Origin of the sequence: Streptomyces siamensis, assembly GCF_039543605.1 — a bacterium.
Classification (GTDB): Bacteria; Actinomycetota; Actinomycetes; order Streptomycetales; family Streptomycetaceae; genus Streptomyces; species Streptomyces siamensis.
On the sequence record NZ_BAABKB010000005.1, the window covers coordinates 391,066 to 411,551 of the forward strand.

Here is a 20,486-nt window from a genome sequence, read left to right on the forward strand (position 1 = left end):
ACCCTCGCGGTGCTGCATGGCGGTGCCACCGCGAGGAAGAAGAAGGGCCCGCCCCCTGGCTCCCGGGGGGCGGGCCCGATTCTTTTCCTGACCCGAACAGTCGGCTACAGCCCGTCCGGAACACGGGGGGCTTCAGCCCGTCCCGAACGCGAGGAGCTTCAGCCCGTCCCGAACGCGGGGGGCTCCAGCCCGTTCCGAACGCGGGGGGCTCCAGCCCGTCCGGCGCTTGAGGACGAGGCCGTCCAGGCCGATCCGGGGGTCCGGGGGCGGAGCCCCCGGGAACAAGGGACGGGCAGGGGCGGAGGGGGCGAAACCCACCCCCGCCCCGGACGCCGAACCCTAGAGGAACGCCAGGTTCACGACCCAGAAGCTGGCGGCAGCCACCACCGCGGCGGCCGGCATGGTGATGAACCACCCGAGCACGATGTTCTTGGCGACCCCCCACCGCACGGCGTTCACCCGCTTCGTCGCCCCGACACCCATGATCGCGGAGGTGATGACATGCGTGGTCGAGATCGGCGCCTTGAACAGGAACGCGGTGACGAACATGATCGACGCCCCCGTCGTCTCCGCGGCGAACCCCTGCGGCGGATCGAGCTCGATGATCTTCCGTCCCAGCGTCCGCATGATGCGCCACCCACCCGCGTAGGTGCCGAGCGACAGCATCACGGCACAGGCGATCTTCACCCACACCGGGATCGGGTCGTCGGCGCCCTGCACGTCACCGATGACGAGGGCCATCACCACGATGCCCATCGTCTTCTGCGCGTCCTGGAGACCGTGACCGAGCGCCATGCCGGCCGCCGACACGGTCTGGGCTATCCGGAACCCGCGCTTGGCCTTGTGCGGGTTGGCCCTGCGGAAGATCCACATGATCGCGCACATGACCAGGTAGCCGACGATCAGACCGACGATCGGCGACAGGAACATGGGGATGACGATCTTGTCGAGGACGCCCGACCAGAGGACGGTCGTGCCTCCCGCGAGCGCCGCCCCCACGAGCCCGCCGAACAACGCGTGCGAGGAGGACGACGGAAGCCCGAAGTACCAGGTGAGGAGGTTCCAGGCGATCGCCCCGATGAGCGCGGCGAAGAGGATGCCCATCCCCTTGCCGCCCTCGGGCGTCTCGATCAGCCCCTTGCTGACGGTGTGCGCGACACCACTGCCGAGGAAGGCACCGGCGAGGTTCATCACGGCGGCCATGGCGAGCGCGGCCCGCGGGGTCAGTGCCCGCGTGGACACCGACGTGGCGATGGCGTTCGCCGAGTCGTGGAAGCCGTTCGTGTACGTGAATCCGAGCGCGACACCGATGGTCACGATCAGTGCGAAGGTGTCCACGAAGCCTCAGGACTCCTTGACCGCGATGGTCTCCACGGTGTTCGCCACGTGTTCGAACGCGTCGGCCGCTTCCTCCAGCACGTCCACGATCTGCTTGAGCTTCAGCACCTCGATGGCGTCGTACTTGCCGTTGAAGAGGTGGGCGAGCAGCTTGCGGTGGATCTGGTCGGCCTGGTTCTCCAGACGGTTGACCTCGATCCAGTACTCGGTGAGGTTGTCCATGGTCCGCAGGCTCGGCATGGCCTCCGCGGTCAGCTCCGCGGCCCGGGCCAGCACCTCGATCTGCTGCTCGACGCCCTTGGGCAGTTCCTCGATGTTGTAGAGGACGACCAGGTCGACGGCCTCCTCCATGAAGTCCATGATGTCGTCGAGGGACGAGGCCAGGTTGTAGATGTCCTCGCGGTCGAACGGCGTGATGAAGGAGGAGTTCAGCTGGTGGAAGATCGCGTGCGTCGCGTCGTCACCGGCGTGTTCCGCTGCCCGCATACGCTCTGCGATCTCGGCCCGGGCGGAGGCGTCCGCCCCAAGCAGTTCCATCAGGAGTTTCGAGCCGGTGACGATGTTGTCCGCGGACGCGGAGAACATGTCGTAGAAGCTCGTCTCCCTGGGGGTCAGACGAAAGCGCACTTGGGGTCCTCGGGGTGCTTCGGTTCGGTCAGGCTGATGCTAGGCGCATCATCCGGCCACGGCTAATGGGCCGTCCCCCAGTGTCGCCCATCGGGCACAGTGATCAGCACAGGGTCCGGTTCCGGCTTCGGGCAAGGGCTCCATACCCAGCAAAGTTCGATACCATATACCCACCAGGGGTATCAGTTGGCGGGAGGACGCGATGACGACCACAGAGGCCGGCGCGACGGCACCCTCCGGCGAGACCGAGGCCGTCGAGGGACCTGCCGGAGGGAGCCCGGAGGCCGTGACGGATCACGACCGCGGGATCCACGGCTACCACAAGCAGAAGGACGAGCACCTCAAGCGTCTGCGCCGTATCGAGGGCCAGATCAGGGGCCTGCAGCGGATGGTCGACGAGGACGTCTACTGCATCGACATACTCACCCAGGTGTCGGCCTCCACGAAGGCGCTGCAGTCCTTCGCGCTCCAGCTCCTGGAGGAGCACCTGCGCCACTGCGTCGCGGACGCGGCCCTCAAGGGCGGTGACGAGATCGACGCGAAGGTCGAGGAGGCGACCAAGGCGATCGGCCGGCTGCTGCGCACCTGACCCGGACCGGGCCGGCCGCCGACGGGACACGGTTCCGGCCGTACCCGCATTCCGTTTCCGCGCGGCGGGAGGTGACCTACGCCTCCCGCGCGCCCCGTTCGTGGGCACGTTCTTCGGCCACTTTCAGCACCTCGTCGATGCTCTCGAGACTGAGCCGGTCCTCGTGGGCGGCCGAGGCCGCGATGATCAGTTCCCCGCACAGCTCGATCTCGGCGAGGGCCACGTGGTCCTGAACTGCCGTACCGCCGACCGGAGCCACGTGCATCACCTCTTCCTGCCGTCACCGACTTCCTAGAGTAGGGAGCGGCCTACACACCGCGCATGGCACGGAAGGGCCATTTCCGGCCCCTCCCTGGAAGCTACTGTTCCGCGATCTTCCCGGCGAAGATGTCCCGCGGGCGCGGCAGCCGTACGTCGGCGGGCACCCCGAAGTCGTACAGCAGCGTCGTCGACGCGACGGCCACCGTGCCCTTCTGGTGGCCGTTGACGAAGCTGAAGCGGTGCCGGACCTTGCGCAGCCGGCCCTGCTCGTCGAGGTAGGCGTCGAACGGCACCTCCGCGGTGGCGAACCCTTTCGCCGCCGCCTTCAACGCGGACCGCTGCCCCTTCGATGCGCCACTGGCGGCGACGTGCAGATCGGCGGTCCCGCGGTAGTGCCGCACCCGCGTCCCGGCCACCTCCGTCTCCCCCACCAAGGTCGCCGTCCGCGCCCCGCGCAGCAGTTCCGCCGCCGCGTACGGGTCGGTGGCACCGCCCGTCACCAGGTTCCCGTCGGAGAGACCGGCCGTGTCCACGCGGACCCATTTGTCCACGGGCACCCCCGCGCCGCGGTTCTTCATGAACAGGGCTCCGGGCGCGAGCAGCTCGGTGATCGGCCGGTGCTCGGCCGTGCCGGCGGGATCCTGCGGGAGCAGCACCTTGAGTTCGCCCTGCTGCTTCCTGAAGTCGTACACGCCCTGCCCGCGGATGGTGACCCGGGTCCCGCCGGTGGCCATCTCCATGGACGTACGGGCCTTGGCGCTGCCCGCGCGCTCCAGGGTGGTGGCGGCCCGGTGCAGCGCCTCGACGGTGCCGGAGCCGGTCCGGGCGTCGTCGGCGGCGGCACCTCCGCCCGCGCATCCCGTGGCACACACGGCCAGTCCCGCCGTCACGGCCGCGACGACCAGCAGGCCGGTCCGCCCTTCCGTCTGAACCACCTGCGCCACCATCGCCTCGCCGACCCCCAGCCGGTCCGTCCTGGGCCCTCCCTGTCGTTCCGGTTAACGACGGGTAGGGGCGGCCGTCACGCGGCTCCCGTCCATTCACTTGCCTTGGGTAACGTTGTCGGCGTGGCGCAGCAGGACGACGACGGCCCTTTCCCCGAACACCGCACGACGACGGTCGAACAGGGCCGCTTCTGTGTGGCCCGGTGCACCTGCGGCTGGAGGGGCCCCGCGCGCCGCGCGCGCAGTCTGGCCCGGACGGACGCGGAGAACCATTCCGAAGGCGTGCTCGGCCCGGGCGCGCTGTAGCCGTTCTGCGACGTCCGCGCGTGGAACCCCGGGGCCCGGCGGCCCGTCTCGTTCCACGGAACCCACAGGAGGCGCACATGCAACGGCGTACGTTCATCGGCGGAGCCACCGCCGTACTCGCGGCGGCGGCGACGTCCGCGTGCGACGGCGGCGGCAGCGGCGGCACCAAGGCGGCGGGCGCCTCCGAGAGTGCCGCTACCGGCACGTCGGTCCGCACGGCCCCCACCAGCACCCGCGCGGCCGCGAACTGGACCGCCCTGTCCAGGGAGCTGGACGGTGCGCTGATCCGCCCCGGCGACCGCAGCTGGCCGGCCGCCCACCAGCTCTACAACACGCGCTTCGACGGGCTGAAGCCCGCGGCCGTCGCGTACGTCGCACACGCGGACGACATCCGCACGACCATGGACTACGCCCGCGCGCACGGCATCAAGGTGTCGATCCGCAACGGCGGCCACTCGTACGCGGGCTGGTCCTCCGGCAACGGCCGCCTGGTGATCGACGTCTCCAAGCTGAACAAGATCCGGGCGTCGGGGAACGAGGCGGTGGTCGGCGCCGGTTCCAAGCTGATCGACGTCTATCGCGCGCTGGCCGCGAAGGGCGTCACCATACCCGCGGGTTCCTGCCCCACCGTGGGCGTCTCCGGACTGACCCTGGGCGGCGGCCACGGGGTGGTGTCCCGGGCGTACGGGCTGACCTGCGACAGTCTCACGCAGGCCACGCTGATCACCGCCGACGGCAAGCAGCTCACCGCGAACGCCACGGACCACAAGGACCTGTTCTGGGCCCTGCGCGGCGCAGGCAACGGCAACTTCGGCGTCGTCACCGAACTGCGCTTCAAGACCCACCCGGCCCCGCAGGGCGTCTCGGCGTACATGACCTGGCCGTGGGCCAAGGCCGCCGCCGTGCTGAAGGCATGGCAGGAATGGGGCCCGGACCAGCCCGACGAGATCTGGTCGTCGTGCCACCTCGCGAACGCGGCGGGCGGCACCCCCACGGTGTCCGTGGCCGCGTTCTCGCTCGGCACCTACGGCGAACTCCAGAACGCCGTGGACCGACTGGCCGACCGGATCGGTGCCCCGGCACGCACCGTCTCCCTGAAGAGGCGTTCGTACGAGGAGTCGATGGAGGTGTACGCGGGCTGCTCCTCCTTCCCGACGGACGCGCAGTGCCACCTGCCGGGTTCGACGCCGGGCCGCAGCGCGCAGGGCGCTCTAGGCCGTGAGACCTACGCGGCGCGTTCGGACTTCTTCGACCGTTCGATCCCGGCCGCCGGCATCCAGGCGCTGCTGAACCAGATGACCGGCGTCCGCGGCGGCGCGGGCAGCATCGCGCTGACGGCGCTGGGCGGCGCCGTGAACCGGGTGTCGCCCACGGCCACCGCCTTCGTGCACCGCCGTTCACGGATGCTCGCGCAGTACATCGTCTCCTGGCGGGCGGGCACCTCGGGCAGCACGGCGCAGTCCTGGCTGGGCACCGCGCACTCCGCCATGGGCCGGTACGCCTCCGGCGCCGCCTACCAGAACTACACGGACGCCACCCTCACCGACTGGCGCAAGGCGTACTACGGTGACGCGGCGACCCGGCTCACGGCCCTGAAGAAGCAGTACGACCCCCAGCACTTCTTCTCCTTCCCGCAGGCGCTCTGACCTGCGGGACGAAAAGCGGCGCGGGGCGGGAGAGGGGCTCGGCGCGGGCCCGTTCCCCCACCGGGGACGCGGCTAGGCGGCGAGGTCCCGTTCCTCGGACCGCTCCGTCCGCGATCCCGGGATCAGCGCGTCGTGCCCGGTGCGCCCCGTGCCCCGGGCACGGATCAGCAGGCCGGCGCGCGGGGAGCGTTCCACCGCCTTCATCACCGGGGTGAGCAGCGCCATGGCCAGGGGGGACAGCAGCAGGGCGACCGCGGTGCCGAGAGCGAAGCCTCCGACGACGTCCGTCGGGTAGTGCACGCCCATGTAGACCCGGCAGAAACCTTCGAGCAGGGCGAGCCCGATCCCCAGGAGCCCGAACCTGCGGTTCGCGACGAACAGGGCGACGCCCATCGCCATGGTGAGCGTGGCGTGGTCGCTGACGAAGGAGTAGTCGGTCTTGCCGGAGACGAGGACGTCCAGGCCCTGGTGGTCGACGAAGGGTCTGGGCCGCTCGACGAAACCTCGTATCGGCACGTTCACCAGGACGGCGATGCCCGCCGCGAGCGGTGCCCACACGAGGGCGGCCACGGAGGACGCGGCGGAGTCGTCCCCGCGGCGCCGCACGGTCCACCAGCACCACAGCACGAGCAGGACCATGCCGAGCAGCAGTCCGTACTCGCCGACGAACTCCATGATCCGGTCGAACCAGTGGGGCGCGTCCTTGGCCAGGCCATTGATGTCGTAGAGCAGGTCGACGTCGGGGTTCGAACCGGATTCGGCGAGTCCAGCCATGGTGCTGCGGCCCCTTCGTCGTCTTTCCCGCGGGCACGCCCTTTCGCGCGCCCGCTCGATCCACCCCCGTGGTCGTAGAAACCGCCGGAACCCGTACCCGGCCCGGCGCTACATGAAAAGGAACGCACAGTCCCCTCTACTACGTTCCACCCTCCACGGAATGATCACGCAGACGTTATCGAAGAGAGACACATCGCCGCAGCTCAGGGGGTGGGTTCATACAGTAGTCGGCAATGCTTTCGCGCCATCTTCGGTCACTCGGGTCGCCCCGAAGTAATCGGGGGTGTCGACGGGGTCGAAGCGGATCACGGCCCCCGGACGGGGCGCGTCGATCATGTATCCGCCGCCCACGTAGATACCCACGTGGCGGATGGCCCGGGAGTCGGTCGGGTCGTCCGAGAAGAAGACCAGATCGCCGGGGAGCAGCTCCGAGCGCCTGGGGTGCGGACCCGCGTTGTACTGGTCGTTGGCGACCCGCGGGAGGGTGACGCCCACGCTCTCGTACGCGGCCTTGGTGAGCCCCGAGCAGTCGAAGCGTCCGCCCTGGTCAGACGTGCCGTTGCCGCCCCACAGATAGGGCGTGCCGAGCTTCTTCTGCGCGTAGGTGATGGCCGCGGCGGCCTGCTTGGAGGGGTCGACGCGGGTCACCGGCGCGGCGAAGCTCTTCGCCAGCGTGGTGATCGTCTTCACATAGTTCCGGGTCTCCTTGTACGGCGGTACGCCGCCGTACTTGATGACCGCGTAGGCACCCGCGTTGTAGGCGGCGAGCATGTTCTCCGTGACGTTCCCCGGCGCGTCCTTCACGTACGAGGCGAGCTGGCAGTCGTACGAGGCGGCCGATGGAATCGCGTCATTCGGGTCCCATACGTCGCGGTCGCCGTCACCGTCGCCGTCGACTCCGTGCGTGGCCCAGGTCCCCGGAATGAATTGCGCTATCCCTTCCGCTTTCGCCGGACTCCTGGCATTCGGATTGAATCCGCTCTCCTGGTACAACTGGGCGGCCAGCAGGGCCGGGTTGATGGCGCCGCACAGATTTCCCCACTTCTGCACGAGGGTCTGGTACGCGGCGGGCACGGAACCCTTGGCGAGGCCGACGGAGCCCCCGCCGATACCGTTGGCCAGGTTGCCCGCGACCATGTAGACGCCGACGACGAGCAGCATCACGAAGCTGAGCGCGGCCCCGACGGCAGCGGTCGCTACGATCCATGCCTTACGCACCGTCAACCGCCCCTCGTCGCCCAGGAGTCCGCCGACGTCAGTGTAGAGGCGGGCACCGCGCGGCGGGACGATCACACACGAGGAGAAACCGCACGTGGCGACCCCGCCCCCGCACCCGAACGCGCCCCAGGGCAACCCCGCTGCCCCGCAAGGCGGTTACGCGCCAAACGGTGCGCCGGCACATGGCCAGAATGGGTACGCGCAGAACCCGTACGCCCAGGGCCCGCACCCGCAGAGCCCCTACGCGCAGGGTCCGTACGCCCAGAGCGCGGCCTACGCCGCACCGGGCGCCGCACAGGCCCCGCACCCCCCGCACGGACAGAACCCGTTCGCCCCGCATGGACAGAACCCGTTCGCCCCAGCGGGCGGATACGACCCGGCGGTCGCCCCGCCCCTCACCCCCGGCTGCCGCATATGTGCCGCGCAGCCGGCCGGCGACATGACCGTCCGCCAGCACACGGGGCTGCTCGTCGCGATGCGGTTCTCCAAGATGGAGGGCCCGTTCTGCCGTTCCTGCGCCACCGCGATCCACCGGGAGATGACGACCAAGACCCTGGCGGGCGGCTGGTGGAGCCCGGTGTCCCTGGCGCTGTTCACCCCGCTCACCCTGCTGTGGAACCTCTACGTCCGGACGCGGATCCGCAAGCTGCCGCACCCGACGACGCCCTCGCCGACCGGTGTGGTCATGGACCAGGGCAAGCCGGTCCTCCAGCGCCCGCTGGCCTACGTCGTGCTGCTCCTGCCGGCGCTCTGGCTCACCGCGTACGTCTTCAACGAGATGTCGGGCTAGGACGGTTCGCCGGACCGGCCCGACCCGGTCGCCTCCCGGTAGAGCGCCGCGGCTTCGCTCCGCAGGACGACGCTGAAGGACACGTCGTCGGTGTCGCCGCCCTGCTGGTGGCCGCCGATGACACCGACGACCTCGCCGTCACCGTTCACCCAGGGGCTGCCGCTGGTCCCGCCCGCGAAACCGGGGCAGGCGATGCGCTGCTGGGTGCGGCCGCGGGCGGTCGGCTTGTCGGTGCAGGTGAGAGGCGCGTCGAGGGCGCCGGGGTAGCCGGTGACGGTGACGGCGGTGGCCCCGGTGGCGCGGCCCGCAGCGAAGGTGTTGCCGCCCACGACGTCCTCGATCCCCTTGCCGCCCTTGTCGGCCACGACGGCGAAGGCGATATCGCTGTCCTCGTCCCGCCCGCTGCTCCAGCCGTCGCCGAGGTACGTCCTCCGCACGGTCCACAGCCCGTACGGCGCCCTGCCGTCCCGGTAGCCCGGCGCGAACACCGGCTTTCCGCCGCCGCCGAGGCAGTGCGCGGCGGTGACGATCAGGTCGTGCGCCGCGCTGCGCACCACGGACGCCGTGCAGAAGTGCCGTCCGCCCGGCCCCCCGCCGAAGAGCGCCCCCACCCGCGCGCTCTGCGCGGTCGCCGCGGCCCGCACGGTCACACCGAACGGCCCGGGCCCGTCGTCGGCCGCCGCCAGGGACGAGGAGGTCGCCGCCAGCAGCGCGAAGGAGCCCAGCAGCGCGTACCGGCGGGGTGCGGCGAGGCCTGCGATGCGCTTCATCGCACCCCACCTTGCCCGAGACGGAGGCGGAAAACCCCGGGCCCGCGCCAGGAATCGACAGGGGAACCGCGACAGGTCCGCACGCCGTGCGCCGGGAGTCCGTACGTGGGCGAGCGCGGGGCCGGGCGGCCCCGCTCCGCGTCGATTCCACCGAACCGCCCGTCCCCGCCGCAGGGGCCGCCCTCACTCCGGCGCGGTCCCTCCGTAGGCGGCGGTCGTGCGGTCCGCGGCCGCACGGGCGGCGGCCTCGTCCTCGCCCGCGGCCACGTTCGCCTCGTACCAGCTCTCGCTGCTCTCCCGTACGAAGCGGCGGCCCTCCTCGGACGCGAGCCAGGCCGTGCCCTCCTTCGGGTCCAGCGCGTCGCCGGGAGCCCCGAAGTGGCGGGCCAGGCCCATGATGCCGAGGTCCCAGCCGACACCTACGGCACCGGGGCCGTACTCCGCCCAGCGTTCGTCGTCGACGTGGGCGATGTGCTGGAGCACGAAACGGGTGCCGCCCTCCGGCTCCTCGGCCAGCAGGACCTCGATCCAGCTGACCTCGCCGCCGAACTCCCAGGTCGCGGCGAAGCTCAGGGGCGGTTCGCACCGCTCGACGACGCCGCCCGCGTTCCCCTCCAGCTGATACCTGCCGCCGAGCCGGAGCTCGCCCGTGACGGGCAGGAACCACCGGGGGATGCGTTCGGCGTTGGTGCAGGCGTCCCAGACGTCCTCGACAGTGGCACCGTACGTCTGGCCCACCGTCACCACCTTCGCGGTGCGCCCCTGGTACTCACGCGCGCCGACCTGTCGCCGCACGGCGTCGATCTGTTGGGTGACGTCGAACATGGGGCGCTCCTCGCAACCGATCCGTCACGGCCGCCGGGACTTTTCCCGGGAACGGCCTCCCGCCTCCTGCGCCCCTACCCGCCCCGGGACCGGGAGCCAGCACCCAGACCCCCATTCGGCCCCATGGCTCGCTCCCTCGGGCTTCGCCCCGGCCCGTTCCTCCGCGCGGCACGGCGGGGGTTAGCCTGTGCCTCGTCCGGGGCCGTCGGCCGGCGTCCACCTCCCGCAGACACGGCGACCCGGGGAACATCGGCGCGACGACCCGTCAGAAACGGGCGGCGCGCGCGGCGTACGTACGGGAAGGGCGGAGCGTGCGCTTCGTAGAAGGGATTAACGACGGAACCACACGACAGGTTCCGCATCGACTTCATTGCCCGGCGTGACCTGCCGTGATACACAGAGTGACCATACGACCCTTCGTATACCGTCCCGCACCCCCGTGAGGGGCTCGCGCGGGGCGGCGGCAAGGTATTCGTACGAAACCCGCCAATCAATGACGCCAAGTCGACATACGACGGCACCATTGTCGGCGAGAATGGGCCCGACCTCTGCGCAGTGGCAGGGGGTGCAGAACTACCCACTAGGGGCGGTGACTTACATGCTTTTCGCAGCCGACAAGGGCGACATCACCACAATCATCGGCGGGATCGCTCCGGACTGGGGCCCCTTCGGCAGCCTCGGCAACGAGGCGAAGGTGATGATCGAGGTCGTGATGGCGGTCGCCATCCTGCTCTGCCTCGGCATCGCGATCTGGGGCGCGGCCAAGCAGCGCATCGGCGCCACCGCTCTCCGCGACACCTTCAGCGCCGAACAGGGCAAGGGCCTCATCATCGCGGGCCTCACCGGAGTCTTCATCATCGGATCCCTCGGCACGCTCTTCACCATCGTGTACGGCATGGCCGTGTAAGGGGTGCGGGACACCCCTGAGCCATGCCCGGCCGGGCGCGCCCGGACCTTCCCTCCCCTCCGACCCACCCGTCCGTCGTGCCCACCGGCTGAGGTTGCGTTTCCCTGATGTCGAGTCACCACACCGCGCCCGCGCGGGAACCAGCACGGCTACCGTCGTACTACTTGGTTCAGCGAGAGGTTGAGGGGGCGTACGCGACATGAGTCCCGGTGACGAACCCGGCTACGGCGACACCTCACACGCCGAGGACCGGGGGTACGGCGGCTCCGGCCAGACCCGTACCCGGCTCCCCGACCGCACGGGGGACGTCTACGGCGGGGCGCGGCGCGGCCGCGGGTCCTCCTCCCGGAGCCTGGTCACGGTCGTCGGCGTCGTCGTGCTGCTCATCGCCGCGATCGCCTTCGCGAACCGCGGCGGGGACGACTCCTCCTCGGGGAACGGCGACGGCGACAAGGCGAGAACGTCACCCACGGCGGCCTCCGGCGACCGCCCGGTGGACACGCGGACCTCAGGCATCCCCTCGGGCTACACGCACAACGCCCAGGGGGCGCAGAGCGCTGCGGCGAACTATGCGGTGGCGCTGGGCTCGACCGACATGTTCAGCAAGGTCAGGCGGGACCAGATCCTCTCGACCATCATCACCCCGTCCAGGGTGAGCGAGTTCGAGGCGACACTGGACAAGGCGTACACCCCGCAGTTCAACAAGAACGTCGGGCTGAACGAGGACGGCTCGGCGCCCAAGGGTTACACGTTCGTCTCCCGGACGAGCCCCATCGGCACCAAGATCACCGAGTCCTCGAGCGACACCGCAACCGTCGAGGTCTGGTGCGGCGGCCTGCTCGGCCTCGCGGGCCAGAACTCCACGAACCCTGTCACCAGCAGCTGGTTCACCATCACCATGCAGCTGGAGTGGACCGGTGACGACTGGAAGATCGTCGCGCATTCCCAGAAGGACGGCCCCGCGCCCGTTCCGGGTGACGACCGCGCCTCCGGCGCCGACGAAATCGCGAAGGCCGTGGAGGAGTACGGAGGGTTCACGTATGCCCGGTAATCACCGCGTACTCAAGCTCACCGCAGCCGTCGGTGCCGTACAGGCCACGGTGCTGCTGCTCGCCACACGGGCCGCAGCAGCACCGACACCGTCGCCGTCGAAGAGCAGCGATCCCTGCGGCCTCATCCACGGGCCGGCCAAGAACTACTGCGAAGGCGACAGCGGCAGCAACAAGACGGGCGGGTCCCTCGACCCGACCGGCACGCTCGACCCCCTCTCCTCCCTGGCCAAGGGCTGCGCCGACGCCGCCGCGTGGACCATCGACAAGCTCTCCGCCGCGGTCAACGACACGGCGAACGTCGACTTCACGAACCCCAAGTTCCTCCAGCAGTACGCCGTCGTCTTCGCGGCGTCGACGATCCTCACCCTGTTGCTGTGGCTGCTGGCCGTGGCGAAGAGGGCGGTGCGAGGTGTCCCCCTCACCACCGCGCTGTCGGAGGCGATCGGGTTCCTGTGGCTGACGGTGCTGGCGAGCGCCTTCACCCCGCTGATCCTCTACACGGTCGTGTCGGCCACCGACGGGGTCACGGACGTCCTCGCCAAGACGACCGGCAACCAGACGGACACGTTCTTCGGGACGTTCTCCGGCGCCCTGGACAAGGGCGAGAACATCGGCGGCGGGCCCATCATGCTCATCGTCGTGTCGCTGGTGTCGATCCTCGCCGCCGGCGTGCTGTGGCTGGAGCTCGTCATCCGGGCCGCCCTCCTCTACGTGGGCGCCCTGCTCGGCACCGTCGTGTACGCAGGACTCGTCGACAAGAACCTGTGGGGCCATGTCCGCCGCTGGGCGGGCATCATGATCGCGGTGATCCTGGTGAAGCCGGTGATCGTGATCGTGCTGGGCCTCGCGGGCGCGCTGTCCACCGACAGCGGCCCGGACGCGTTCTCCGCCGTGGTCTCCGGCCTCGCCATCATCCTGCTCGCCATCTTCGCCAGCGCGATGATCTACCGCTTCGTCCCCGGCTTCGGCGACGAGATCGCGAACTCCCGCAGCAACCGCATCATGCAGGGCGCCGAGGGCAAGGCCGCGGCCGTCATCAGCTCGCCCGCGACCCTGGTCGCGCAGGGCATCAAGACCCACAGCGCCCGCGCCGACAACAACGGCGGCGGCAGCGGCGGAAGCCAGCAGCCTCGCCCCTCCAATCCCGCGTCCGGCGGTGTGGCCGCGCACAGCACGCGCACGTCGAACGGAGGCGGCGGATCTGTCCCCTCCGCCGCACCCCCACCGCGCAGCAGCCCGGCCAACACCCCGCACGCGAGCAACAGCCGCAACAGCAGTACCAACCGCACGGGAGGTGAAGGGCGTTGACGACCGAGTCCCACATGTCCCATCCGGTCACGCCCCGCCGTACATATCTGATCGGCCGCGCCCGGCCGAACGCGATCGTCGGCCGGAACCGCGAGTCCGGCGAGATCGCGCTGATCATCGCGGGCGCGTTCCTCGGCATGATGTGCGGCCTGCTCGTCCCCGTACTGTCCTTGCGGATCGTGCTGCTGATGGGCTTCCCGCTGCTGGCGCTCGCGGCCGTGTACGTCCCGTACAAGCGCCGCACGTTCTACAAGTGGTTCGAGATCAACCGCAGTTACAAGCGCACCCTGCGCCAGGGCACCACGTACCGCAGCAATGTGATGGAGGCGGGCACGGCGTTCGACGGGCGCGAGGTCGAGATCGGGCCGCCGCCCGGCATCGGGCGGATCTCCTGGCTCGCCGCGCCCTTCGGACCCGACGAGATCGCCGTGCTGCTGCACGCCGACCGTCGCACGGTGACCGCGGCCATCGAGATCGAGGGGCCCGGCGTCGGCCTGCGCGACAGCGAGGACCAGGAGGCCCTCGTCGACCGTTTCGGCACGCTCCTCAAGCACGTGGCGAACGGCGACGGCTTCGTCACCCGCATCCAGATGCTCGCCCGCACCCTCCCGGCCGACCCGGACGCGCACGCCAAGGACGTCGCCGTACGCGGCGACGAGCGCGCCCCGGGCTGGCTCCAGCAGTCGTACGACCAGCTCCAGTCCATGGTGTCCACCAGCAGCGAGCAGCACCGGGCGTATCTCGTCGCCTGCATGCACTACTCGCGTGAACTGGCCGCCGAGGCACAGGCGATGGCACGGGCGGCCCGCCCGCAGAGCGGCCGGAAACTGGACCGGGACGCGGGGCTCGCGGTCGTCATGGCACGCGAGCTGACCGACATCTGCTCGCGTCTGCAGGAGGCCGACATCCGGGTGCGGCAGCCGCTCGGTCAGGGGCGGCTCGCCTCCCTGGTGCACTCGATGTACGACCCCGATCACCCCATCGACCACATCCAGGCGATGACGAAGCGCAACGCCTGGCCGGCCGAGCTGGACGCCATGGAGCCCACCTACCTCCAGGCGAAGACCCGCGAGTCCTCGACCCGCGCGCCCTGGTGCCACTCCACGGCCTGGGTGAAGGAATGGCCCATGACGCCGGTCGGCGTCAACTTCCTCGCCCCGCTCCTAGTGCACACCCCGGACGTCATCCGCACGGTCGCCGTCACCATGGACCTCGAACCCACCGAGGTCGCCATCGAGCGGATGCTGACCGAGAAGACGAACGACGAGGCCGAGGCCAGCCGCGCCGCCAAGATGAACCGGACCGTGGACCCGCGTGACATCGCCTCGCACAACCGCCTCGACCAGCGCGGCGAGGACCTCGCGAGCGGCGCCGCGGGCGTGAACCTGGTCGGCTACATCACCGTCTCCGCCCGCTCCCCCGAGGCCCTCGCCCGCGACAAGCGCACCATCCGCGCCTCCGCCGGCAAGTCGTACCTGAAGCTGGAGTGGTGCGACCGCGAGCACCACCGCGCCTTCGTCAACACGCTGCCGTTCGCCACCGGAATCCGCAGGTAGGGGCTGATGTTCTGATGCGGGATCCGCTCTCCGTCCTCACCGACGCCTTCACGTCCTTCCTCTTCGGCAAAGTCGAGACGACCCGTCTGCCCGTCCGCACCTCCACGGGCCAGGCCCAGGCGGTCTACCTGCCGACCGCGGCACCCGGCCTCGGCGACTCCGGCGTCATCATCGGCCGCGAGGTGTACTCCGGGAAGGGCTACATCTACGACCCCTTCCAGCTGTACGGGCAGCAGCTGCCGGCGCCGCACTGGCTCGTCCTCGGCGAGTCCGGCAACGGCAAGTCCGCGCTGGAGAAGACGTACGTCCTGCGGCAGTTGAGGTTCCGCGACCGGCAGGTCGTGGTCCTGGACGCGCAGGGCGAGGACGGGGTCGGCGAGTGGAACCTCATCGCCGAGGAGCTGGGAATAACTCCCATCCGCCTCGACCCCACGGCAGCCCTGGACCACGGCATCCGCCTCAACCCGCTCGACCCGGCGATCACCACGACCGGCCAGCTCGCGCTGCTCCGGACGATCATCGAGGTCGCGATGGGTCACGGCCTGGACGAGCGGTCCGGCTTCGCCCTGAAGGTCGCGCACGCCTATGTGAACGAGACCATCGTCGAGCGCCAGCCGGTGCTGACCGACATCGTCGAGCAGCTGCGCCACCCCGAGCCGGAGTCCGCCGAGGCGATGAACGTCGCCATAGACGACGTACGGGCCTGGGGCCTGGACGTCGCCCTGGTCCTGGACCGCCTGGTCGACGGTGACCTGAGGGGCATGTTCGACGGCCCCACGACGGTCGGCATCGACCTCGACGCGCCCCTCATCGTCTTCGACCTGTCCCACATCGACCGGAACTCCATCGCCATGCCGATCCTGATGGCGATCGTCGGCGTGTGGCTGGAGCACACCTGGATCCGGCCGGACCGCAAGAAGCGCATCTTCCTGGTGGAGGAGGCGTGGCACATCATCAACAGCCCCTTCGTGGCCCAGCTGTTCCAGCGGCTGCTGAAGTTCGGCCGACGCCTCGGCCTGTCCTTCGTGGCGGTGGTGCACCACCTGTCCGACGTGGTCGACGGCGCGGCGGCGAAGGAGGCCGCGGCGATCCTGAAGATGGCGTCCACCAGGACGATCTACGCCCAGAAGGCGGACGAGGCACGGTCGACGGGCAGCGTCCTCGGCCTGCCCAGGTGGGCGGTCGAGATCATCCCGACGCTGACGCCGGGCATCGCCGTCTGGGACGTCAACGGCAACGTCCAGGTGGTCAAGCACCTCATCACCGAGACCGAGCGCCCTCTCGTCTTCACGGACCGGGCCATGACGGAGTCCTCCGCCGACTTCCTCTCCGACGACGCGCTGCGCGCCGCCGAACTGGAGGCGGAGGAACGGGCGGCGGCCTTCGTGGAGCAGCATCTGGCCGATCTGGACGGCTCCTCCGAGTCCACGGTGGCGTGAGATGAGACAGGACCGGCACGACCACCGGCGCGAGGGCGAGGGCGGCATCCCCGACGGGCTGCTGATCGGGGTGCTGGCCTTCCTCCTCGGCATGACGCTGATGGTGTGGACGGCGACGGGGCTCGCGGCCCGGCTGGCGCGGGGTGCCTGGCCGGACGCGGTCACCTTCACCCGGACGCCGCTGGCCATGCGGCATCTGATCGGCCGGCCGCACGACATCGCGGGCGCCTGGCCGGAGACCCCCGCCGGGCAGCTGTCCGGGTACGGGCTCTTCTGGGGCCTGTTCATCGGGCAGTTGATGGTCCTGCTCGTCCTGGCCGTGTTCGTGATGGGCACGGTCGCGAGATGGCGTGCGGGCCGGGCCCGGCGCCGCGCCGAGGCGGCCTCGGGCGTCACGGAGGCGTCCTACGGCGCCGGCAGGACGGCGCCCGCTCCACGTCTGAGCGAGGCCGTGGCGGGCCCGCACCGCGGCGGGACGGAGGCGGCCGACACGACGACCGTTCCGCCCGCCAGAGCCGAGCGGGGGGTGTCGTCACCCGCTCCCTTCGCGGCGGGCGGCGAGCACCTCGGCGGACCGGACGCGGCGCGCGCCGCGGCCCCCCGGCCCATAGCGGACGTCCCGCCGACGGCGTCGACGCCCACCGCCTCCGCCGCGGTCGCCGACCGTGCGGGTCGTGAACAGCTGCGCGACTGGGAGAAGCCGCCCGCCACGCGGCCGCTCGTCCTGGCCCCCGCCGACTCCCGCCACCTCACCGCGACACAGGCCGTACGGGACGCCGAGGGCCCCGTCCTGGTCGTCACGTCGAATCCCCGGACCTGGTCGGAGACCAAGGACGCACGAGCCAAGCTCGGCCCCGTCCTCCTCTACGACCCCACGCACCTGTGCGACACCCCGGCCCGACTCCACTGGTCCCCCTCGACGGGCTGCGAGGACAAGGCGACCGCGGTGGCCAGAGCCGCCGCCCTGCTCGCCCCGGTACGCCCCACCGCCAAGATGGACCAGCCGATGGCCGACGTCGCCGAAACGCTCCTGCGGAGCTATCTGCACGCCGCCGCCGTCGAGGGCAAGGCCTTCCGCCACGTCCACCGCTGGGCCCAGGGCACCCAGGTGCAGGAAGCCGTACGAGTCCTGCGCACCAACCCGAAGGCCGCGCCGGGCTCCGGCGGCGAGCTGGAGGCCGCTCTCACCTCGCATCCCGAACGACGGGACATCGCCCAGGAGTTGACGTCCCGCGCGCTGGCCTCGCTCTTCACGGTCAACATCCGCGAATCCTGCACTGCGAACCGAAATGACAGCCTCGCCTTGGATTCCTTCGTCAACGAAGGGGGCACGCTTTATGTGGTCGGTGAACCCATCGAGGACCCCAAGGCGAAGCCCGGCGCGATGCCGCTCCTGACGGCCCTCGCCTCAAGCGTGGTCGAGCGCGGCCGGCGCATGGCCGAACGGTCATCCTCCGGTCGCCTCGACCCACCAATCACCCTCGTCCTCGACGACGTCGCGGCCGTGGCACCGCTCCCCCAGCTCCCGGAGCTGCTGACCGGCGGAGCCGACCGCGGCCTGCCGACCCTGGCCCTGCTCCGCTCCCGTGAGCAACTCCGCGCCCGCTGGCCGCACTACGACGGAGCCGTCTGATCCCGTCGTGATGCGGGGCCGGGAGCAAGCCCTGCGGCCCGCGCCCGACGGGCTCGCCCCGGCTCCGCACCCCGCCGGCCGGGACGGCCTCAGCAGCCCAGCGAGGCCCCGTTGTCGTCGAGGTAGGCGCTGGCGAACCAGCCCTTCTGCCCGGTGCCGGCGACCTCTCCGTACGTCCACAGCTTGTTGCCGTTGACCGCGGTGCCGATCTCGAAGCAGTAGTAGTTGATCTTCGTGCCCTTGGACACCTGGCCCAGCGCGGTGCACGAGGTGAACGGTCCGCTCCGGCGCGCGAGCGCGGACGCGGTCACCGTGCCCTGGCCCGGCTGCCGGTCCACCCCGACCTGCCCGCAGGAGGCCGCGGACGCCGTCGGCGCGCTCACGACGAGCGCCGTACCCGCCATCACCGCGCTCGCGGCGAACACACATGCCTTGCGCGACCCACGTCCGAGCGCGCCGAAGAGTTCTGCCATGGGGTCGGTCCCTCCCACTTGTGTTGCCCGATCACTGATGTCGATCAGCAACGCTATGAAGATCCGCTCCGACCAGCCCCGGAATCCCGGCGATTGACGCAAAGACGCCGGACCACATCGCCGCGCGAACGCTACGGCCGCGCGATGACGTACTCCAGCTCCAGCTCCCCCGGGGCGCCCGGCACCGGCGCGGTCCCCCCGGTCGCCACGAACCCCACCTTGCGGTAGAACGCCTCGGCGCGGGCGTTCTTCTCGTGCACGAAGAGCCGGACGCGGTCGAGCCCGATCCCCCAGGACCACTCGAGGGCGGCGTCGAAGAGCGCTCCCGTCACCCCGGCCTCGCTCCCCCGGTGCTCCGGCCGCACGAACACGCCCACCAGATGCCCCTGGCTCTGCTCGACGGCCGTCCCGAACGGGTCCTGCGTCCCCGCCTCCTCGACCAGCACCGTCACGGAGCCGGCCCACACGCCGTCCTCGGCCTCGGCGACGATCTGCTGCCGCGCCGTCGTCCCCTCCGCGGCTCCGGCGGCCCGCTCCTGCCAGAAGGCGTCGGACTTCGACGCAGCGTCCTCGTACGTCTCAAGGAACGCGAGGTGCGCCACCGGGTCCTGAAGGGCGGCGAGCCGGAGCTCCTTCACCAGGGCCCACTCGTCGGAGCGTATGGAACGGATCACGTGACTCATGGGAGCCACGGTAGACCCCGCATGCGCCCTCTCCCCACCGGTTATCCACCCTGCCGCATCCCGCCGTTCGGGCCCCCGTCATGCTCTTCCCTGTACGACGCAGCACTTCGGTGGACAGACACCGCACAACCAACTGCCAGCGCGCCAGGGAGAAAGCCGCATGCCCAAGGTCCAACTCGACGAACTCCGCCATGTGATCCACCCTCCGGGCAAGCTGGAGAGCCGGGCGGAGCACTGGGCCGGCCGCCTCTACATGAGGTCCCTCTCCCTCCGTGTGACCCGCCACCTGCTCGACACCCGCATCTCGCCGAACCAGATCACCGTGATCATGGTGGGCGCGGGCGTCCTGTCCGGAGTGGCCCTGGCCCTGCCGGGCCTCGGCGGCGCCGTCCTGTCCGTCGTCTTCATGCAGTTGTACCTGCTGCTGGACTGCGTGGACGGCGAAGTGGCCCGCTGGCGGAGCCAGTTCAGCCCGCTCGGTGTCTACCTCGACCGCCTCGGCGCGTATCTCGCCGACGCCGCCGTGATGGTCGGCATGGGCATCCGCGCCTCGGAGATGGGCCTCGACCCCTACCTGGTGGCCGGCCTCGCGGCGGCCATCGGCGTACTGCTCCTGAAGTCCTCCTCCGACCTCGTCCACGTGGCTCGCTCCGACAGCGGTATGGAGAAGGCCACCGACCAGTCCGTCGTGCCGCGCTCCACCGGTCTGGCCCGGGTCCGCCGACTGGCCTCGGCCGTCGGTCTCCACCGGCTGGTCAACGGCATCGAGTGCACCCTGCTGCTGCTCGTGACCGCGGTCGTCGACCTGGCGCTCGGCGATCTGACGGCGACGAGGATCGCGACCGTCGCGATCACGGCGATCGTGTGGCTGCTGGTTCCCGCCCACATCGTCTCGATCGTCGCGTCGTCCCGCCTCAAGTAGCGCGTAACGCCCGGGAACGGGAAGCGGGGGCGGCCTCATGACGAGGCCGCCCCCGCTTTTGTCGCTCTCCGCGTTCAGGACCTGGTCCCGGGCCCGCGGCTTTCCCGACCAATGCACAGCACCCCTGCCTCCAGCGGTCGCACGGTGGTCCGGCGCCGGTACAGGAGGGTCCGGCTGCCGTCACCAGGGCGCCGGCAGCCGGTACGAACTGCCGGAAGCCGATCCCGACCAGGCTGAGGCTGCTCCCGCGCGGGGCCGGGCGGGCCTGACGCGCTCATGACTGTCCAGGGAACGCGAAAAAGCCCCAATTCCTGGGCTGTACCCAGGAATTGGGGCTTCTTCTCAATATTAGTTCGGCGGCGTCCTACTCTCCCACAGGGTCCCCCCTGCAGTACCATCGGCGCTGTAAGGCTTAGCTTCCGGGT

21 protein-coding genes and 1 rRNA gene are annotated in these 20,486 nt (G+C 70.5%); 11 read left to right on the forward strand and 11 right to left on the reverse strand.

Annotated elements, in window-relative coordinates:
* Positions 1–339 precede the first annotated feature (339 nt).
* Together ABEB03_RS13550 and ABEB03_RS13555 are read right to left on the reverse strand one after the other, a co-directional pair.
* Positions 340–1,338 (reverse strand): inorganic phosphate transporter, encoded by a 999-nt coding sequence (locus tag ABEB03_RS13550; protein ID WP_345646933.1) that lies wholly within the window; start codon positions 1,336–1,338, stop codon positions 340–342.
* 6 nt (positions 1,339–1,344) lie between these two features.
* A complete protein-coding gene (locus ABEB03_RS13555) occupies positions 1,345–1,965 on the reverse strand; it encodes a DUF47 domain-containing protein (protein ID WP_345646936.1) in 621 nt (206 codons plus the stop codon).
* A 202-nt stretch (positions 1,966–2,167) separates the two neighbouring features.
* Here ABEB03_RS13555 and ABEB03_RS13560 point away from each other — a divergent pair, with 202 nt between their 5' ends.
* Positions 2,168–2,554, forward strand: coding sequence for a metal-sensitive transcriptional regulator (locus ABEB03_RS13560; RefSeq protein WP_345646939.1), 387 nt, complete (start codon positions 2,168–2,170; stop codon positions 2,552–2,554).
* 76 nt (positions 2,555–2,630) lie between these two features.
* On the opposite strand, the gene ABEB03_RS13565 is transcribed toward ABEB03_RS13560, so the two are convergent.
* A complete protein-coding gene (locus ABEB03_RS13565) occupies positions 2,631–2,819 on the reverse strand; it encodes a hypothetical protein (protein ID WP_345646942.1) in 189 nt (62 codons plus the stop codon).
* A gap of 94 nt (positions 2,820–2,913) precedes the next feature.
* Positions 2,914–3,762: an LCP family protein gene (locus tag ABEB03_RS13570; protein WP_345646945.1), complete on the reverse strand. Its 849-nt coding sequence runs from the start codon at positions 3,760–3,762 to the stop codon at positions 2,914–2,916.
* 120 nt (positions 3,763–3,882) lie between these two features.
* On the opposite strand from ABEB03_RS13570, the gene ABEB03_RS13575 reads away from it, so the two are divergent.
* The gene (locus ABEB03_RS13575) at positions 3,883–4,065 is read left to right on the forward strand and encodes a hypothetical protein (protein WP_345646947.1); all 183 of its coding nucleotides are present in this window, start codon (positions 3,883–3,885) and stop codon (positions 4,063–4,065) included.
* Between the two features lie 77 nt (positions 4,066–4,142).
* Positions 4,143–5,711 carry an FAD-binding oxidoreductase gene (locus ABEB03_RS13580; RefSeq protein ID WP_345646950.1) on the forward strand — a complete coding sequence of 523 codons (1,569 nt, stop codon included), beginning with the start codon at positions 4,143–4,145 and terminating at the stop codon, positions 5,709–5,711.
* Between the two features lie 72 nt (positions 5,712–5,783).
* Here the strand turns inward: ABEB03_RS13580 and ABEB03_RS13585 are convergent, their stop codons facing one another.
* Positions 5,784–6,485, reverse strand: coding sequence for a phosphatase PAP2 family protein (locus tag ABEB03_RS13585; protein ID WP_345646953.1), 702 nt, complete (start codon positions 6,483–6,485; stop codon positions 5,784–5,786).
* Between the two features lie 216 nt (positions 6,486–6,701).
* Positions 6,702–7,709: a C40 family peptidase gene (locus ABEB03_RS13590; RefSeq protein ID WP_306453556.1), complete on the reverse strand. Its 1,008-nt coding sequence runs from the start codon at positions 7,707–7,709 to the stop codon at positions 6,702–6,704.
* A gap of 88 nt (positions 7,710–7,797) precedes the next feature.
* Between ABEB03_RS13590 and ABEB03_RS13595 the strand changes: the two genes are divergently transcribed.
* A complete protein-coding gene (locus tag ABEB03_RS13595) occupies positions 7,798–8,493 on the forward strand; it encodes a hypothetical protein (RefSeq protein WP_345646959.1) in 696 nt (231 codons plus the stop codon).
* Here the strand turns inward: ABEB03_RS13595 and ABEB03_RS13600 are convergent.
* Both ABEB03_RS13600 and ABEB03_RS13605 read right to left on the reverse strand, forming a co-directional pair.
* On the reverse strand, positions 8,490–9,263 hold the full coding sequence (locus ABEB03_RS13600; protein ID WP_345646962.1) for a trypsin-like serine peptidase: 774 nt from the start codon (positions 9,261–9,263) through the stop codon (positions 8,490–8,492). The genes ABEB03_RS13595 and ABEB03_RS13600 overlap by 4 nt on opposite strands.
* A 183-nt stretch (positions 9,264–9,446) precedes the next feature.
* Positions 9,447–10,088 (reverse strand): SRPBCC family protein, encoded by a 642-nt coding sequence (locus ABEB03_RS13605; RefSeq protein ID WP_345646965.1) that lies wholly within the window; start codon positions 10,086–10,088, stop codon positions 9,447–9,449.
* A 598-nt stretch (positions 10,089–10,686) separates the two neighbouring features.
* Here ABEB03_RS13605 and ABEB03_RS13610 point away from each other — a divergent pair.
* From ABEB03_RS13610 to ABEB03_RS13635, 6 genes are all read left to right on the forward strand, one after another.
* Positions 10,687–10,995 carry a hypothetical protein gene (locus ABEB03_RS13610; protein ID WP_028804304.1) on the forward strand — a complete coding sequence of 103 codons (309 nt, stop codon included), beginning with the start codon at positions 10,687–10,689 and terminating at the stop codon, positions 10,993–10,995.
* A 199-nt stretch (positions 10,996–11,194) separates the two neighbouring features.
* Positions 11,195–12,046, forward strand: coding sequence for a hypothetical protein (locus ABEB03_RS13615; protein WP_345646968.1), 852 nt, complete (start codon positions 11,195–11,197; stop codon positions 12,044–12,046).
* Complete coding sequence (locus ABEB03_RS13620) at positions 12,036–13,355, forward strand: hypothetical protein (protein ID WP_345646971.1); 1,320 nt, start codon at positions 12,036–12,038, stop codon at positions 13,353–13,355. The genes ABEB03_RS13615 and ABEB03_RS13620 overlap by 11 nt, the downstream gene beginning before the upstream one ends.
* 14 nt (positions 13,356–13,369) lie before the next feature.
* On the forward strand, positions 13,370–14,911 hold the full coding sequence (locus ABEB03_RS13625; RefSeq protein WP_425589229.1) for an SCO6880 family protein: 1,542 nt from the start codon (positions 13,370–13,372) through the stop codon (positions 14,909–14,911).
* Between the two features lie 14 nt (positions 14,912–14,925).
* The gene (locus ABEB03_RS13630) at positions 14,926–16,350 is read left to right on the forward strand and encodes an ATP-binding protein (protein ID WP_345646977.1); all 1,425 of its coding nucleotides are present in this window, start codon (positions 14,926–14,928) and stop codon (positions 16,348–16,350) included.
* Between the two features lies 1 nt (position 16,351).
* Complete coding sequence (locus tag ABEB03_RS13635; protein ID WP_345646980.1) at positions 16,352–17,983, forward strand: type IV secretory system conjugative DNA transfer family protein; 1,632 nt, start codon at positions 16,352–16,354, stop codon at positions 17,981–17,983.
* Positions 17,984–18,072: 89 nt separating this feature from the next.
* On the opposite strand, the gene ABEB03_RS13640 is transcribed toward ABEB03_RS13635, so the two are convergent.
* Both ABEB03_RS13640 and ABEB03_RS13645 read right to left on the reverse strand, forming a co-directional pair.
* Positions 18,073–18,456: an SH3 domain-containing protein gene (locus ABEB03_RS13640; RefSeq protein ID WP_028804298.1), complete on the reverse strand. Its 384-nt coding sequence runs from the start codon at positions 18,454–18,456 to the stop codon at positions 18,073–18,075.
* Between the two features lie 131 nt (positions 18,457–18,587).
* The gene (locus ABEB03_RS13645) at positions 18,588–19,139 is read right to left on the reverse strand and encodes a GNAT family N-acetyltransferase (protein ID WP_345646984.1); all 552 of its coding nucleotides are present in this window, start codon (positions 19,137–19,139) and stop codon (positions 18,588–18,590) included.
* A 160-nt stretch (positions 19,140–19,299) separates the two neighbouring features.
* Between ABEB03_RS13645 and ABEB03_RS13650 the strand changes: the two genes are divergently transcribed.
* The gene (locus ABEB03_RS13650) at positions 19,300–20,061 is read left to right on the forward strand and encodes a CDP-alcohol phosphatidyltransferase family protein (RefSeq protein WP_345646987.1); all 762 of its coding nucleotides are present in this window, start codon (positions 19,300–19,302) and stop codon (positions 20,059–20,061) included.
* A gap of 351 nt (positions 20,062–20,412) precedes the next feature.
* On the opposite strand, the gene rrf is transcribed toward ABEB03_RS13650, so the two are convergent.
* Positions 20,413–20,486 (reverse strand): 5S ribosomal RNA (gene rrf / locus ABEB03_RS45330); the annotation flags it as partial.

What these genes read in the sequence shown, in the direction of transcription:
- ABEB03_RS13615 (WP_345646968.1), top strand. Translation starts at nt 11,195, where the DNA reads ATGAGTCCCGGTGACGAACCCGGCTACGGCGACACCTCACACGCCGAG.
- ABEB03_RS13640 (WP_028804298.1), bottom strand. Translation starts at nt 18,456, where the DNA reads ATGGCAGAACTCTTCGGCGCGCTCGGACGTGGGTCGCGCAAGGCATGT.
- ABEB03_RS13620 (WP_345646971.1), top strand. Translation starts at nt 12,036, where the DNA reads ATGCCCGGTAATCACCGCGTACTCAAGCTCACCGCAGCCGTCGGTGCC.
- ABEB03_RS13560 (WP_345646939.1), top strand. Translation starts at nt 2,168, where the DNA reads ATGACGACCACAGAGGCCGGCGCGACGGCACCCTCCGGCGAGACCGAG.
- ABEB03_RS13625 (WP_425589229.1), top strand. Translation starts at nt 13,370, where the DNA reads ATGTCCCATCCGGTCACGCCCCGCCGTACATATCTGATCGGCCGCGCC.
- ABEB03_RS13610 (WP_028804304.1), top strand. Translation starts at nt 10,687, where the DNA reads ATGCTTTTCGCAGCCGACAAGGGCGACATCACCACAATCATCGGCGGG.
- ABEB03_RS13565 (WP_345646942.1), bottom strand. Translation starts at nt 2,819, where the DNA reads ATGCACGTGGCTCCGGTCGGCGGTACGGCAGTTCAGGACCACGTGGCC.
- ABEB03_RS13650 (WP_345646987.1), top strand. Translation starts at nt 19,300, where the DNA reads ATGCCCAAGGTCCAACTCGACGAACTCCGCCATGTGATCCACCCTCCG.
- ABEB03_RS13580 (WP_345646950.1), top strand. Translation starts at nt 4,143, where the DNA reads ATGCAACGGCGTACGTTCATCGGCGGAGCCACCGCCGTACTCGCGGCG.
- ABEB03_RS13585 (WP_345646953.1), bottom strand. Translation starts at nt 6,485, where the DNA reads ATGGCTGGACTCGCCGAATCCGGTTCGAACCCCGACGTCGACCTGCTC.
- ABEB03_RS13605 (WP_345646965.1), bottom strand. Translation starts at nt 10,088, where the DNA reads ATGTTCGACGTCACCCAACAGATCGACGCCGTGCGGCGACAGGTCGGC.
- ABEB03_RS13645 (WP_345646984.1), bottom strand. Translation starts at nt 19,139, where the DNA reads ATGAGTCACGTGATCCGTTCCATACGCTCCGACGAGTGGGCCCTGGTG.
- ABEB03_RS13570 (WP_345646945.1), bottom strand. Translation starts at nt 3,762, where the DNA reads ATGGTGGCGCAGGTGGTTCAGACGGAAGGGCGGACCGGCCTGCTGGTC.
- ABEB03_RS13635 (WP_345646980.1), top strand. Translation starts at nt 16,352, where the DNA reads ATGAGACAGGACCGGCACGACCACCGGCGCGAGGGCGAGGGCGGCATC.
- ABEB03_RS13600 (WP_345646962.1), bottom strand. Translation starts at nt 9,263, where the DNA reads ATGAAGCGCATCGCAGGCCTCGCCGCACCCCGCCGGTACGCGCTGCTG.
- ABEB03_RS13630 (WP_345646977.1), top strand. Translation starts at nt 14,926, where the DNA reads ATGCGGGATCCGCTCTCCGTCCTCACCGACGCCTTCACGTCCTTCCTC.